The following is a 13,899-nucleotide window of genomic DNA, read 5'->3' on the forward strand; positions in this document are numbered from 1 at the left end:
CAATGACAACGGCGCCTCCCGCCCCTATGCAGCGAAAAGGTCTGATCAGGGTTCTTCTGGCCGATGAAAATCCTCACCGGGCCGGGGCGCTGTCAGCCACGCTGCGCGCAGATGCATCCCTCATCGTCATCACCACTGGCCCGGACCTGCCTCTCATCGATGCTGTCCGCCTGCACATGCCCGACATCGTGCTCGTCGACATGTCCCGCGCCGACCGCGATGCCCTCGACAGCGTCCGCGCCCTTTCCGGCGCAGGCCTCGAACACCCCGTGGCCTTATTCGTCGATGAGGATGACGAACATCTCATGGAGGCAGCCTTCGAAGCCGGGATCTGCTCCTACAACGTCGTCGATACACCGCCCCGGGATGTAAAACCTCTTCTCCGCTCGGCAATCTCGCTCTACGCGCGTTTCCAGAAGACGCAGAGCGAACTCCGGGCCGCCCAAAGAACGATCTCGGAACAGCAGGCGATCAATCAGGCGAAAAGACTATTCATGCAGAATGAAGGCTGCGGCGAAGGCGAAGCTTATCGCTGGCTTCGGAAACGCGCCATGAAAACCGCCCGCAGAATTCCGGACATTGCCGCAGAATATATTCGCACACACAGCAAGGGTACTTCCCGATGAGCCACCTCCTTCGTGTCGGCCTTCTCAGACTGGCCGACAGTGCCCCGGTTGTTGTGGCACGAAATGCCGGTTTGTTTGAACGACATGGCGTCTCTGTGGAAATCATCGCCTCCCCCTCATGGGCCAATGTCGCGGATGGCCTTGTGTGGAACGGTCTTGATGCAGCACTGATCTTTCCACCCCTAGCCATGATGACGGCCCTGGGACGCCGAGGAAAAGGCAATGGCCTGAAACCCGTCCAGACTGTCAGCTTTGGCGGCAATATGATTGTTCTGCGTGGGGCCCCTTTACTCGGCAATGACTGGAGCGCCGGACCGGCAGGTCAGCAATCCTTCAGAACCTGGCGCACCCGGATCGGTCGTGCTCCCCGACTGGCGGTCGTTCATGCCTACTCCACACATCTCCTGATTCTCACACGCTATCTGTCATCCATCGGGGTTTCTGTCCGAGATGATATCGAACTGACCATCATGCCACCCGACCGTATCATTGATGCACTCTCCGCCGGCAGTATCGATGGTTTCTGCGCTGGGCCTCCGTGGGGTGAAGAGGCTTTCCTCAAAGGACTGGGCTTCATCGTAGCGGGCTCGTCTTCGATATGCCCTGAGCATGTCGAAAAAATTCTGGTTATGAACGACAGGACACACAATGGAATGCCGATAGATTCCGACGCTGTCAGAGCAGCCCTCAGCGAGGCTCAAGCCATGTGCATGGACCCATCCAATGCCGATGACATCGCCCACCAGCTTGCCGCACCTGTGGCAGAAGGTGGCCTTGCTCTGTCCTTCGATGCCACACGTGCCGTCATGCCCGGCGCGTCATCCCCCGATGCGATGGTCTTTAGAACAGGCAGACAGAAGAATGACGCACTCGACTGGATGGTGTCGGATATGCACAACCTCGGCTGGATATCCACTGACGACGCCATCACTCTTGAACGACTGGGCTGGTTTACACGCGAGATGGCCGGATGAGAGATATCATGTCTTATGAACAATCTCTTGCCATCCTTATTCTCGCCAATGGCCTGAGGTAAGCATCTCTGTGGGTGCGACAAGGGCGTGCTGGATATCGATAAGAAACGGTTTCAAAAGCTCTCTTCTGAGTGTGACCACCCATGTGGGTGCGCACGACTGGCGTATGTTTTTCAGCACTGAAGCGAAGCGGCTAGGCGGATGGTGAGCATCCGAGTGCGTAAAACGCGCGTCAGATCGCCAGCAGCGAGCTTTTGAAACAGCGTCTTAAAGCCTTTGTGAACAAGACATGAGAAAAATTCCGCTCCATCCATTCCGGTATCAGAATGGCCTTGCGAGACAAAACTAATCAGTATACTGACATAGAAACGGTGCGCCGCTGCTCTCTCTGCCATGGAGACATCTCATGTCTGTCAAAACCATCCTGCACGAATTGGAAGGATGCACGGATTCCGCCCTGCTGAATGACTGGCACGTGGTTGCCTATTCAACAGAGCTCGAACAGGGCAGGTTGCTCCCTGTTACTCTTATGGAACGCGACCTTGTGCTCTGGCGCTCGGACTCCGGGGAAGTACACGCTTGGGACGACCTGTGTATCCATCGCGGAGCGCGCCTTTCCAAAGGTTGCATCGACCGCGATACCGTAGTCTGTCCTTATCATGGCTGGCGCTACAATGATCAAGGCAACTGTGTACTCATTCCGGCGGCCCCCAACGAGCAGCCGATGAAAAAGGCCCGCACCATCACTCATCCGGTGCGGGAACGATATGGTTTTGTCTGGGTCAGTACTGGCACTCCGGAAAAGGATATCCCCGTTTTCCCGGAGTGGGAGGACACTAGCTACCAGAAGGTCCATTGCGGCCCTTACACGTTCCGTTCCGGCTATCGTGCGGTCGAAAACTTCATGGACCCCAGCCATTTTCCATTCGTTCATGCCGGTGTGAACGGCATTTACGATAATCCCGATCCCATCGCCCCTTACGATGTCGAACTGACCGAGGAAGGGCTGGTAACCAGTGAGGTTCGCGTCACGCAACCTTACGGCGATCCGCGCGAGATTCCTGTCATTGCCTATTACGCCTATAAATGCTTGCGCCCCCTTGTGGCCTATTTCAAGAAACGACTTGTCATCCAGAACCCTGAGGATCAGCACAAGGGTAATGAAGATGACAGATTCTGCACGTTCCTGACTACGCAGATGGTCGATCAGCAGACCAGTATCGTCCGTATCTGCTGCGCCATGAACTTCAACCCGCAGCCCACGGTGGAGGACGTACGGCGCAGGCAGGACATCGTCTATGAACAGGACGCGGGCATAGTCGACACTCAACGACCCGAGCGTATTCCCGTAGATCTACGCCAGGAACTTCATCATCGCAGCGACCTTCTGGGTCAAAAATACCGTAAGTGGCTCCAGACCATGGGAATTACGTACGGTGTCTTCTGAAGGATCTGCGGTCTCCTCCCGGCTAGCCGTCGTCACCGCCCGGCAGGACGCCGGGCTGAATATCTGCCTGTTGACATTGCAGGCAGAAGACGGTGCGCCGCTACCGCCAGCAACGCCCGGCGCCCATATCGATGTTCATCTGCCCGACGGACGAAGCAGGCAATATTCCCTGCTGTCATCAGCCCCTTACAGGATTGCGATTAAAGCCTTACGGGACGGCCGCGGGGCATCGCAGTGGTTGTATGACAACCTTGCGGTAGACGATCTGGTGCGAATCAGCGCACCCAGGAACAATTTCAGCTTACGCGAAGGCGCCACCGACACCGTATTGCTGGCAGGGGGCATAGGGGTTACGGCCCTTCTGTGCATGTACGACACGCTCTCGGCCATCGGGCGCACCGTCAGCCTGCATTACTGGGCACGCTCACAGGAAGAAACGTTCCTGCATGCGGAACTGTCAGGCAAGGAAGGGATTCATATCCATTCCTGCGGCGGACGCGCAACCTCCATGGCCGCAGTTATGGCCGGACATGGTCCCGCAGCAGATCTTTACTGCTGCGGCCCCGAGCGCATGCTGACAGAATTCGCAATCCTCACCCGGGACAGGGATCCGCAAAGAGTACACATCGAACGGTTTGAAGCGGACAGCACTGGGGCGTTCCCCCAAACAGACCACGGTTTTACAGTCAAGCTCGCACGCACAGGCACGACCATTGCCGTAAGCAAAAACCAGTCGATACTTGAAGCGCTGATACAGGCAGGAATTAACCTCGAATATTCATGCGAGGAAGGTCTGTGCGGCGCATGCGAAGCACGCGTAATCGAAGGTGATCCTTTGCACCGCGACAGCGTACGTACACCCCTCGAACATAACAAACGCCGCACCATCATGCTGTGCGTCAGCCGCGTGCGCTCCTCGGACACGTTGGTGCTTGACCTGTAGAAAATCGAGGGCGCAGCCAGCCTAAATCCGTAGCAACATCAGCCCGGCAGACCGCAGTAAATACTCCCACCTCCGCCACAATCTGGAAGCATGATTCATGACCGCGCCCCAGCCCTTTCCAACCCATGAGGACGTGCAGGGTCTCGCCCGTCAGCTCAATCTTGACGTCGCGCCGGAGCACCTGCCTGGAATTATAGAAAATATGCGGATTCTAAAGCAGTATTCCGACCTCGTTTATGCCTTTCCTCTTTCGGATCATTGCGTTCCGGCGTTCGGATACGTGCCATGAGGCTGGGCGTGCAGGCACTGGCCGAAAGTGTTGCTTCCGGGCGCGCTCGGGCAGACGACATCATACGTGCAACCGTGGACGATCTCACACAGCGCGACCAGGGACTGAACGCCGTCACGCGCGTTCTTGAAACACGCGCCCTGGACGCCGCTGCCGCCGAGGACGCGCGTCTTGATGAGGGCTGCACACCGGGGCTACTCGCGGGTGTGCCGTTCGGGGTCAAGGATCTTTTCGATCTCGAAGGGCTGGTCACCACCGCGGGGTCTATGGCGCTGGTGGATACGGCACCTGCCATGCAGGATGCGGCTATTGTCACCCGACTGATCCAGGCTGGCGCTATACCCGTCGCAACCCTGAACATGGACGAATTCGCCTACGGTTTTGTGACCGAAAACGCCCATTACGGACGAACCGCCAACCCTCATGCCCCCGACAGGCTGGCGGGTGGATCTTCAGGCGGGTCCGCCGCGAGTGTCGCAGCCGGATTACTTCCCTTCTCCCTGGGGTCAGACACAAACGGCTCTATCCGGGTTCCCGCCTCGCTTTGTGGCGTATGGGGGCTACGGCCCACCTATGGACGCCTTCCCCTCGACGGGGTTTATCCTTTCTCCACCAGTCTCGACACGATCGGGCCGTTCACCCGAAGCGCCGTGGACCTGCGCCTTGTCTTCACCGCCATGGACGCTACACAACAGCCACCCGATCCAGGGGCCAATTCTGGCGCTGAAATCGACAGGCCGCGGGTCGCGCGCCTGGGTGGATGGTTTGCGAAAAACCTTGATTTACACCTTGAAGTCGGCATCCGCCGTCTTATGGATCGTCTGGGGTCACAAGACGTTGTCGACCTGCCTGAAGTCGCGCGCGCCCGGGCGGCGGCCTTTCTTATTACTGCGGCCGAAGGAGGCAACCTCCACCTGCCGCGCCTGCGTACGCACTCACACGCCTACGACCCGGCCACACGCGACCGCCTGTTGGCCGGCGCGCTGCTGCCTTCAGGCGCTGTCCTGCAGGCCCATCGGTTCCGCGCGTGGTTCCGTGAGAAAATACACGATATTTTCAAGACATATGATATTCTCATTGCACCGGCAACGCCCGGCCCGGCTCCGTTACAGGCCAATCCCATACTGACAATAGATAATCAGCAAGTGCCCGCGCGCGCCAATTTGGGCCTCTTCACCCAGCCGCTCAGCCTTGCAGGGGTGCCAGTCCTCAGCGCGCCATTGCCGTCTTCCTGCGCCGATGACAGTGGGAACGACGACACGGCGGGGATGCCGCTTGGCGTTCAGTTGATTGCCGCCCCCGGTCAGGAAGAGCACCTTCTTTCACTGGCCATCACATTGGAAAAAGAAGGATTTCTGGGCCGAGCTGCAGCACAATGGCCCGTAAAATCCTGATTTCGTCAGGACTTTACGGGCGCGCGGCTATGAACATTGCCCGCAGCAGTCAGAATTTTCATGGCGGAGAGAAACTCTGCGCGGCTTTTCACGGAGAGCGCCTCTATCGTGCGGACATGTGCGCGGCGGGCCGGTTCACTCATCTGCTCCAGGATATCGTGTCCAACCTGCGTGAGAAAAACCTGTTTGACACGTCGGTCATGAGTGGCGTTCTCGCGCCGCAGGACATCGCGTTTTTCAAGACGCGCCACCACGTTGGCCAAGGTCGCGCGGTCAACACCGATGGCCTGTCCAAGCTCATGCTGGTCCTTGCCGGGGTACAGGCTGACCATGCTCATAATGCTGTACTGCACGGGAGTAATGTCAAACCCGCTGCATTCTTCCATGAAAAGCGAAACATGGATCTGGTGCAACCGGCGAATAAGAAAACCTGGCCGTTCCAGAATCGCCTTGCTCCAGATCGGGTCCAGTTCCGCATCCTCAGCGACGACATCAGGGGGCGACTTGTTTTTCATACCGTTACATTAACAAACTTTGTTCCCCCTGCCAAACGCACGGAGCGTTGTGTGATTTTTCCGTGTTCGCACATGCCTTTCCACTTGCTCACAGCAACAATAAGTCAGTATGCTGATCAATAATTTCATAGAGGATACCATCATAATGGATGTTGACCTGATCTTGCGTGGTGGTCGAGTTATTGATCCGCTTACAAAACGAAATGAAGTGATGGATGTCGCCGTCGTGAACGGCCATATCTCGCATATGACACCGATCCTCGGTCCGGAAATCAAAGCACAAAAAGAAATAGACGTCCGCGGGCAGATCGTTGCGCCGGGACTTATCGATACACACGGCCATATTTATCAGCATGTCACGGGGCGTTTTGGTCTCAACCCCGATCTCGTGGGTGTACGCTCGGGCGTCACAACTATTATCGATCAGGGCGGCCCAAGCTGCATGACACTGGGAGGGTTCCGTCATTTCGTGGCCGAACCAGCCAACACGCGTGTCCTGTGTTTTCTGTCCGCCTATCTCGTGGGGGGGCTTGAGGGGCATCTCTACCCTGAACTTTACGGCCCGGGCCAAACCAATATCGAACATAGCGTGCGCGTTGCCCGTGATAACGCGGATATCGTGCGCGGAATCAAGGGTCATGCCGAAATCGGCGGCATTTCCCGCTGGGGCCTGGATGTCGTCAAGATCGGCAAGGAAATCGCCCGGCAGGCTGGTATTCCGCTGTATGTCCATCTGGGCCAGCTTTGGCCGACACGCAACGACGCGCCGGACATCAACGCGGACGACGTCGTGCGTGAACTTGTTCCCCTGCTGGAAGAAGGCGATATCCTGGCCCACCCCTTCACGCGCCATCCAGGCGGTTTCATCTCCATGGACACAGGAGAAGTCCACCCCGTTGTCTGGGCCGCGCTTGAACGGGGGGTGACGGTTGATGTCGGCCACGGCTCGCATTTTTCCTTCGAGATGGCCAGACAGGTCATGCGCGCGGGAATCCGCCCCTACACGCTGGGGGCCGACCTGCACGGATACAACGTCGCGGCGCCCGATATCACGGACAGCGAAGACCGTCAGGCCAATCCCTTCGCAGGGCGCGCGCCCTTCAGCCTGACAAACGCCATGTCAAAAATGCTTTTCCTTGGCATGCCGCTTGATGAGGTAATGGCCACCGTCACCTCCAATCCGGCAAAAATGATCGGCATGTCGGACACAATCGGTTCTCTGCAGGTCGGACGTGAAGCCGATATCAGTGTTCTCAGCCTTGAAAGCGGACGTTTTGAAATGACGGACAATAGCGGTGGCCGTGAGGTCGTCGATACCATGCTGGTTCCGTCCTTTACGTTGCGGGCAGGACAGCTTTTCGAGGCGGATAGTCCGCTCGTCCCCCCTCTCATCCGGGTTCAGTAAAGCAGGAGAATACGGTCCATGACCCCAGCAGGCGGCAACAGGTCCGACCAGAAAGCACTGGACGCGGCCTATGACAATGTCGCCGCCGTGCCGGGCAGCCGGGAGTGGATGGCCCGGCTGCGTGTGGATTCCGCAGCATTTCGTGTAAACTTGGCGAACAGAAGCTATGATATTCAATGGGGCTCCAGTGCTGCCCATCGCTGGACGTTATATCCGTCTGGCCAGACAGGTGCCCCCTGCCTGATTTTCATTCATGGGGGTTACTGGCAATGGAACCGCCCTGAAGACTTCGCCTGCTTGGCCGGAGGCCTGCTGGCACATGGCTGGTCGGTTGCCATGCCCGCCCATACGCTGGCCCCGACGGCCAGCCTAACCCGGATCGTCGGTGAACTTGAAGGCGCGCTGGACTGGCTGGCCCGGCATGGCGGCACGTATGGCTTGGTCGGCCCTCATGTAGTGTCCGGCTGGTCGGCGGGCGGCACACTCGCAGCGCTTTTACTCGATCATCCTTTGATTACCGCTGGCCTGTGTATCTCAGGCATTTATGACCTCGCCCCCTTGCAGAGGACATACCTGAACGCTGCCCTGAATTTGAGCGAACAGGAAATCGAACGCTTTTCCCCACTACGGAACGACCCCTCGCCCAAATCACTCTGCATTGCGTTCGGCACGCACGAACTGCCGGTATTCGGCAAGGATGCTACAGCCCTCCATGCCTTACGGGCCAGTCGCCAGTGCCCGACGACACTACTCCCTGTCAGGCAGGCGGATCATTTCCGTATTCTTGATGCGCTCCGCGCTCCAGACGGATTGCTGACACGCCGGCTGATGGAAACAACGGCCAGTTCCACCAGCCCATAGGTGTGGCACTCAACGCAGGCGGTTTTCATCGGCACGGTCGGGGAGCTATTTTCGACCTGCCCGTCATGATGGAGAGATGGGCAGCAAGAATACGCTGATTCCGCGCCATCGTTTATCCATATCCGCATCTGCCATCCGGCTGCCTGTATAGCGGAACTTCAGGCTGGCAACCCTCATGCTCCCATCCACCCACACCCTATGCCGTCGCCGCGCCCAGCGCGGCGGAGACCCTCCAGCCTGACTCGACGAAACACCGTAATTTCCTGAGCACATAAAGGTTTTCACCCACACCATAGCGCACGATTTCCGGCCCATGCCAGAACAGCGCGTCCAGCACGGATTGGATTACGGACCAGCGCCACTTCGTACAGATCGGAATATTGATAATCTATACCCACATCACCGGGTCGTTCACCTGTTACCTGTCCTGCTCACACGTTTTTATCTGCAACGGGCATAGTCCTCGGCGAACATGACCGCACCCTTACGCGCCAGCGCCTGGCAGGGCGCATTGGTATTCGCACTCACAATGTTGGGCATGATGGATGCATCAATCACGCGCAGGTTCTCAACCCCTTTTACCCGTAGGCGCGCATCCACCACGGCCCTGTCATCCTTACCCATGCGGCAGGTGCCAACAGGATGCCACATGGTGTTCACAACCTTGCGTATCCACTGCGCGATCTCCTCGTCGCTCTGGATGGCGGCTCCGGGGGCAAGCTCCTCCTGCGTGACCTGCGCAAGCGAGTCCTGTGCCATGACCATCCGCGCCGCACGGATGGCCGTGATCGCGTCACGCAGATCCTGCTCATCATCCATAAAATTGGGATTGATCAACGGCATGGAACAAGGATCTGCATCTGCCAGCCGCACCCAGCCACGGCTGCGTGGACGCAGCAGCACGACCTCCAATGTCACGCCCGGCCGCTTGCCCGTCGGAATCAGGCCATCTTCAGAAATGACAGGAACATGGTAACACTGCACGGTGGGATCGGCCGTGAAATCATTCGGGTTCCAGTGGGATACCGTCTCAATCCCATTCCCCGCTATAGGTCCGTCGCGGGTGAGCAGATAACGCAAGGCCGCCTTCGCCGCACCCATGCCACCGCAGATATCCTGATACCCCAGCTTATCCCGAATATAGGTGCGCACGCAGCATATCGGATGGTCCTGCAGATTTGCACCCACATCAGGCGCATCGACCTTCACCTCGATACCGACTTTGCGCAGTTCGTCTTGCGGTCCCACCCCGGAATGCATCAGAATCTTGGGAGACTGCACGGCACCAGCCGACAGAATGACCTGCCGGGCCAGCAATCTGTGAGAACGGACACCGACGAGATATTCTATGCCATAAGCCTGTCCATCCCGGAGCATTACTCTTGTGACCGTCGCCCCGGTGACTGTCTTGACCCGACCTGACTGCAAATGCCTGCGCAGATAGGCATCTACCGCACTGCAACGTCTCCCCTGATGGATGTTCGTCTGCACTGGAGAAGCCCCAATCTGGCTTTCCCCATTATAATCGACGTTATAGGGCAGGCCATATTCCTGAAATGCCTTGACGCATAACTGGTTTAACGGATTGATATGCCGTGTCAGCTCTATTTTCATGTCCCCGTGGGTGCCATGATAGGCATTGTGGAAAGTGTCGCTGCATTCCTGCGCCACAAAATGCCTGAGCATTTCGGCATAGGACCAATCTTCCTCACCTCCTACAGCCTCATTCCATTCATCGTAATCCCGTGGTTGCCCGCGCACATAGCAGAGCGCATTGACAGACGACCCTCCTCCCATGACCCGGCCTGAACGGTATGGCCGCGATGTACCGTACTGGGGCACGGTATCGTATTTCCATAAATGCCTGTCATGTTCCAAAAGCTTGGCGTAACCAGCGGGAATTTTAATCAATAGGTCGGTATCGGCACCTCCGGCTTCAATCACCGTGATACGGGCATCCGTATGCTCCGCCAGATAACCCGCCACGACACAACCGGAAGCACCTGCACCGACAATCACAATATCAGTTTCTGATTCCGGCATCATTATCGCTTTCATTCATGCTGCGTGTGACGGTTCATCGCATGCAGCATGAACCACTGGAATAAAGAAGGAGGAAGTCGGGTCGACAGACTGGAACTCAGACGCGACTGGTGGCCGCCTGTAATTCCCACTGCTTTTTCCTGCGCGCCAAAATCCAGTAAAGAACGCCCGGCACGACAATACCCAGTATCCAGGAGATATCGATGCCACCAAGCTGATTGGCAATCACACCGGTATAGAGGCTGTTGGATACAAAAGGTACCTGCACGACAATACCCAGGACATAACAGCTTACAGCCGAACCATTTACAAAGCCGTATATCCCACCATCATTTCGGTAGAGAGAGGGAATATCGTAATGGCCATGCCGTATCAGATAGTAATCGACCAGGTTAATGGCAGTCCACGGTGACAAAACAGCTAGCAGTAGCAACAGGAAGTTACTGACATTGTTCAATGCGTCGCCACTCAGGCTCATGGTCAGCAACGCGGAGACACTGACCAGCAGCGCGGCTACAACGGTCCGGGCTTTTTTGGAAGGTTTCCATGCCGGAGCGAAGGTATGCAGCAGCGTCAGGCTAGACAGCGTGGCACAATAGATCTGCATCGCTGCAGAGACAATCGTTGATGCGAAGAACACGATATAGATGACAGCAGGAAGAATGCTCGAAACATGCTTGAGTGATTCATAATAATTTTCTCCGGAGAGGGTGCCCGCTACATACGCGCCCACGATCATGGGAAGGGCAGCACCGATCGTACTGCCAGAAAGGCATCCGTAAAATGCTTCTTTCTCCCCTGTACGGACAGGCAGGTAGCGCGAATAGTCGGACACATAAGGCGCGTAGGCTACCTGCCACAGAACGCCGACCGATATAGCCATAAGAAAATCATGCGCGCTGGGCGTTACGAAAAAAGGAACTTTCAACACCCCGAAAGGACTCATTACGTAAATCGCGCCGATCAGTACAAACACGATCCCCGCAATATAGGAGAACGCCACAATAAAACGTTCAAGCAGGGCATGACCCACTGTACACAGTACCCAGACCATGAAGGCCGAGGCATAAATCGCCGGAGAGCCGGAAAGCGGGCCAAAAAACGTAGTCGACTGATCCCGACTGATAGCGAAAAGCGTCGAGGCAAAACCGATATACATGAAAATGACGATAAGAATGACCAAAAGCGACCCATAAACCCCGAACTGGCCACGGGTCTGCTGCATCTGCGGAATACCCAGATGCGGCCCTTGTGCCGCATGCAGCGCCATGAAAATGCCGCCCACGACATTACCCAGCATAATGGCCAGAATGGCCCACCCCACCGACAGGTTGCATAGCTGGGTATAGATCATCCCCGTCATGAAGGTCAGAATGGTCTGGTTAGCACCCAGCCAGACCGTGGCAAGTGACCATGCGTTACCACGCCGGATATTTTCCGGGATCGGGAATATCGTTTCTGTTTCGATACGAAATGAACTGTTTTTTCCATCCTGTGAAGACACAACACTTTCGGACATTTCATCATCTCCAAAAAGACAGGGAGCCGGTCCGCACCAGCCATGCCCGACATAGCAAGACCGCCGTCTTGCTCAGAACGGAAAAGAGGGTTTCGCTGTCTGAAACGTAACCCATTTGAGTTCGGTCATTTCCTCTATGGAATAGCGCCCACCTTCCCGACCGAAACCGCTGTTCTTGACACCACCAAACGGCACGTGCGGCTCATCGGAAATTGTCGAGTCATTGATATGCACCATACCCGCCTCGATATTTTGCGCGAAATACCAAGCGTCACTCAGGTTTTCGGTCATGACGGCGGCGGACAGACCATAGGATGTATCATTAGCCAGCCTGAGCGCGTCGCCCGTATCCTCGGCGCGCAGAACCGAAACCACAGGCCCAAATGATTCCTCGTGATAGATCCGCATGGCAGGCGTTACATCCGTCAGGACAGTCGGCTCAAAATACGAACCGTTATAGCCGCCCCCACACCGGACAACCGCGCCTTGGGACACGGCATCCTCAATCTGTCCAGCTATGAACGCACATTGCGAAATTCGAATCAGAGGTCCCACAACAGTATCTTCCCGATCGGGAGAACCTACCTTCACCTGTCGTGTCCGTTCGACAAACCGCTTGCAGAATTCGTCATATAAGGAGGAATCCACAATCACGCGCGATCCCGCCATACAGACCTGCCCTTGGTGCAAAAACGCTCCGAAAGTGGCCGCGCGCACCGCCCCATCGAGATCCGCGTCCCGAAGGACAACCAGCGGCCCTTTGCCCCCCATTTCCAACGTTATCCGCTTTAACCCCCGGGCCGCCCCTTCGGCCAGAAGGCGGCCGGTGCGGGTTGATCCCGTAAAAGTAATCGCTTTAATGCGCGGATCTTCGGTCAAAGCAGGCGCAATATCAGCCACCGCCGCGTTGATGACGTTCAAAACCCCTGGAGGCAACCCAGCCTCTTCAAAAAGGTCGGCGATCAAGAGGCCGGAAAGCGGTGTTTCTTCCGACGGTTTTATGATGATGGCATTCCCTGCCGCCACAGCAGGCACAACCTTTTTCATGGTCAGCAGAAATGGCGAATTGAACGGGCAGATACCCAACACGACGCCCAAAGGCTGGCGGAACGACATGGAAACCCGACCTTCAATCGTGGTGGGCATCGTTTCACCCGCGATACGGCGAATTTCTCCTACCATGGTCTGGATGAGATCGATGACATAGTCGATTTCCCAGAGAGCTTTTTTGAAAGCCGATCCAGATTCCTTAATCAGAATCTGCTGGATTTCCGTACGGCGGGTCATGATGACATCACGCAAACAGAAAAAAAGCGCTTCCTTTGTGCCCACCCGCGTATCAGCCCAAGCGCGCGAGGCTCGTTGGGCACTCTCCAGAGCAGCTTCCACATCCGGAGCGGTCGCCTGATGCACATAGGCAATCAGGGTATTGTCGGCCGGGTTATGGTCAGGAGCCCGTTTCCCTTGTGTGGACGCTACCCACCGGCCATCAACATACAGTCCATAAACCGGAATTCCGTTTTCTTCACAAAGAGGTTTCAGCATCATTTCACCGTTCGTATTGTGCCACGTGTTTCAGTCGGCATGGCCTCTCTGAGTGCCACATGAAACCCGCTCCTTTCGCGGCCGCATCCAATCCGCACGATGGTGCAGTATCGTCACATTCCGATATCGCAACGCTTACACAAAGTTTGAGCGCGCGCAATACTAATCAGCACACTGACAAATTATCCGTTTCAGACTCAGGGCAGGCTGGTCACCGGATTAAGGGACTAGAGCGTGTAGTCAGTTAGCGCCTGCTGGTCTGGGCCTTGTACTTTTGTCCGATGCATGATGTTTTCTCCCTGTTTTCAGGGGGGATATATGGATGCGCCGGTATGCTC

At 56.5% G+C, this 13,899-nt stretch carries 14 protein-coding genes; 8 read left to right on the forward strand and 6 right to left on the reverse strand.

Features of this window, described 5'->3' with window-relative positions:
• The first annotated feature begins 26 nt into the window (after nt 1–26).
• Both GOB81_RS13370 and GOB81_RS13375 read left to right on the forward strand, forming a co-directional pair.
• Complete coding sequence (locus GOB81_RS13370) at nt 27–626, forward strand: ANTAR domain-containing response regulator (RefSeq protein WP_173570927.1); 600 nt, start codon at nt 27–29, stop codon at nt 624–626.
• Nucleotides 623–1,600 (forward strand): ABC transporter substrate-binding protein, encoded by a 978-nt coding sequence (locus GOB81_RS13375; protein ID WP_173570928.1) that lies wholly within the window; start codon nt 623–625, stop codon nt 1,598–1,600. The genes GOB81_RS13370 and GOB81_RS13375 overlap by 4 nt, the downstream gene beginning before the upstream one ends.
• Before the next feature lie 173 nt (nt 1,601–1,773).
• On the opposite strand, the gene GOB81_RS13380 is transcribed toward GOB81_RS13375, so the two are convergent.
• The gene (locus tag GOB81_RS13380; RefSeq protein WP_173570929.1) at nt 1,774–1,995 is read right to left on the reverse strand and encodes a hypothetical protein; all 222 of its coding nucleotides are present in this window, start codon (nt 1,993–1,995) and stop codon (nt 1,774–1,776) included.
• Nucleotides 1,996–2,006: 11 nt separating this feature from the next.
• Between GOB81_RS13380 and GOB81_RS13385 the strand changes: the two genes are divergently transcribed.
• The 4 genes from GOB81_RS13385 (at nt 2,007) to GOB81_RS13400 (ending at nt 5,673) form a co-directional block, all read left to right on the forward strand.
• Nucleotides 2,007–3,047 carry an aromatic ring-hydroxylating oxygenase subunit alpha gene (locus GOB81_RS13385; RefSeq protein ID WP_173570930.1) on the forward strand — a complete coding sequence of 347 codons (1,041 nt, stop codon included), beginning with the start codon at nt 2,007–2,009 and terminating at the stop codon, nt 3,045–3,047.
• Nucleotides 3,037–3,990, forward strand: a complete 954-nt coding sequence (locus GOB81_RS17975; protein ID WP_173570931.1) for a 2Fe-2S iron-sulfur cluster-binding protein — start codon at nt 3,037–3,039, stop codon at nt 3,988–3,990. The genes GOB81_RS13385 and GOB81_RS17975 overlap by 11 nt, the downstream gene beginning before the upstream one ends.
• A gap of 97 nt (nt 3,991–4,087) precedes the next feature.
• On the forward strand, nt 4,088–4,279 hold the full coding sequence (locus GOB81_RS13395) for a DUF4089 domain-containing protein (RefSeq protein ID WP_173570932.1): 192 nt from the start codon (nt 4,088–4,090) through the stop codon (nt 4,277–4,279).
• On the forward strand, nt 4,276–5,673 hold the full coding sequence (locus GOB81_RS13400) for an AtzE family amidohydrolase (protein WP_173570933.1): 1,398 nt from the start codon (nt 4,276–4,278) through the stop codon (nt 5,671–5,673). Before GOB81_RS13395 ends, GOB81_RS13400 begins: the two co-directional genes overlap by 4 nt.
• 5 nt (nt 5,674–5,678) lie before the next feature.
• On the opposite strand, the gene GOB81_RS13405 is transcribed toward GOB81_RS13400, so the two are convergent.
• On the reverse strand, nt 5,679–6,188 hold the full coding sequence (locus GOB81_RS13405; protein ID WP_173570934.1) for a MarR family winged helix-turn-helix transcriptional regulator: 510 nt from the start codon (nt 6,186–6,188) through the stop codon (nt 5,679–5,681).
• Between the two features lie 145 nt (nt 6,189–6,333).
• Here GOB81_RS13405 and GOB81_RS13410 point away from each other — a divergent pair, with 145 nt between their 5' ends.
• A complete protein-coding gene (locus GOB81_RS13410; protein ID WP_173570935.1) occupies nt 6,334–7,593 on the forward strand; it encodes an amidohydrolase/deacetylase family metallohydrolase in 1,260 nt (419 codons plus the stop codon).
• Nucleotides 7,594–7,611: 18 nt separating this feature from the next.
• Nucleotides 7,612–8,454 (forward strand): alpha/beta hydrolase, encoded by an 843-nt coding sequence (locus GOB81_RS13415; protein ID WP_173570936.1) that lies wholly within the window; start codon nt 7,612–7,614, stop codon nt 8,452–8,454.
• Nucleotides 8,455–8,650: 196 nt separating this feature from the next.
• On the opposite strand, the gene GOB81_RS17980 is transcribed toward GOB81_RS13415, so the two are convergent.
• The 4 genes from GOB81_RS17980 to GOB81_RS13435 all read right to left on the reverse strand — a co-directional run bounded on the left by GOB81_RS17980 (nt 8,651) and on the right by GOB81_RS13435 (nt 13,564).
• Nucleotides 8,651–8,791, reverse strand: coding sequence for an AtzH-like domain-containing protein (locus tag GOB81_RS17980; RefSeq protein WP_338421368.1), 141 nt, complete (start codon nt 8,789–8,791; stop codon nt 8,651–8,653).
• 104 nt (nt 8,792–8,895) lie between these two features.
• Entirely contained in the window at nt 8,896–10,500 is a 1,605-nt protein-coding gene (locus GOB81_RS13425) for a GMC family oxidoreductase (protein WP_198912122.1), read from the reverse strand.
• Nucleotides 10,501–10,594: 94 nt separating this feature from the next.
• Nucleotides 10,595–12,016 (reverse strand): purine-cytosine permease family protein, encoded by a 1,422-nt coding sequence (locus GOB81_RS13430; RefSeq protein WP_173570937.1) that lies wholly within the window; start codon nt 12,014–12,016, stop codon nt 10,595–10,597.
• A 72-nt stretch (nt 12,017–12,088) separates the two neighbouring features.
• Nucleotides 12,089–13,564: an aldehyde dehydrogenase family protein gene (locus GOB81_RS13435; RefSeq protein WP_198912123.1), complete on the reverse strand. Its 1,476-nt coding sequence runs from the start codon at nt 13,562–13,564 to the stop codon at nt 12,089–12,091.
• Between the last annotated feature and the right edge of the window lie 335 nt (nt 13,565–13,899).

The organism is Acetobacter conturbans, from assembly GCF_011516755.1.
In the GTDB taxonomy this organism is placed as follows: Bacteria; Pseudomonadota; Alphaproteobacteria; order Acetobacterales; family Acetobacteraceae; genus Acetobacter; species Acetobacter conturbans.

Coding starts and splice junctions, on each gene's coding strand:
- GOB81_RS13410 (WP_173570935.1), top strand. CDS start 6,334: ATGGATGTTGACCTGATCTTGCGTGGTGGTCGAGTTATTGATCCGCTT.
- GOB81_RS13385 (WP_173570930.1), top strand. CDS start 2,007: ATGTCTGTCAAAACCATCCTGCACGAATTGGAAGGATGCACGGATTCC.
- GOB81_RS13435 (WP_198912123.1), bottom strand. CDS start 13,564: ATGATGCTGAAACCTCTTTGTGAAGAAAACGGAATTCCGGTTTATGGA.
- GOB81_RS13430 (WP_173570937.1), bottom strand. CDS start 12,016: ATGTCCGAAAGTGTTGTGTCTTCACAGGATGGAAAAAACAGTTCATTT.
- GOB81_RS13370 (WP_173570927.1), top strand. CDS start 27: ATGCAGCGAAAAGGTCTGATCAGGGTTCTTCTGGCCGATGAAAATCCT.
- GOB81_RS13415 (WP_173570936.1), top strand. CDS start 7,612: ATGACCCCAGCAGGCGGCAACAGGTCCGACCAGAAAGCACTGGACGCG.
- GOB81_RS13380 (WP_173570929.1), bottom strand. CDS start 1,995: ATGGCAGAGAGAGCAGCGGCGCACCGTTTCTATGTCAGTATACTGATT.
- GOB81_RS13405 (WP_173570934.1), bottom strand. CDS start 6,188: ATGAAAAACAAGTCGCCCCCTGATGTCGTCGCTGAGGATGCGGAACTG.
- GOB81_RS13425 (WP_198912122.1), bottom strand. CDS start 10,500: ATGATGCCGGAATCAGAAACTGATATTGTGATTGTCGGTGCAGGTGCT.
- GOB81_RS13395 (WP_173570932.1), top strand. CDS start 4,088: ATGACCGCGCCCCAGCCCTTTCCAACCCATGAGGACGTGCAGGGTCTC.
- GOB81_RS13375 (WP_173570928.1), top strand. CDS start 623: ATGAGCCACCTCCTTCGTGTCGGCCTTCTCAGACTGGCCGACAGTGCC.
- GOB81_RS13400 (WP_173570933.1), top strand. CDS start 4,276: ATGAGGCTGGGCGTGCAGGCACTGGCCGAAAGTGTTGCTTCCGGGCGC.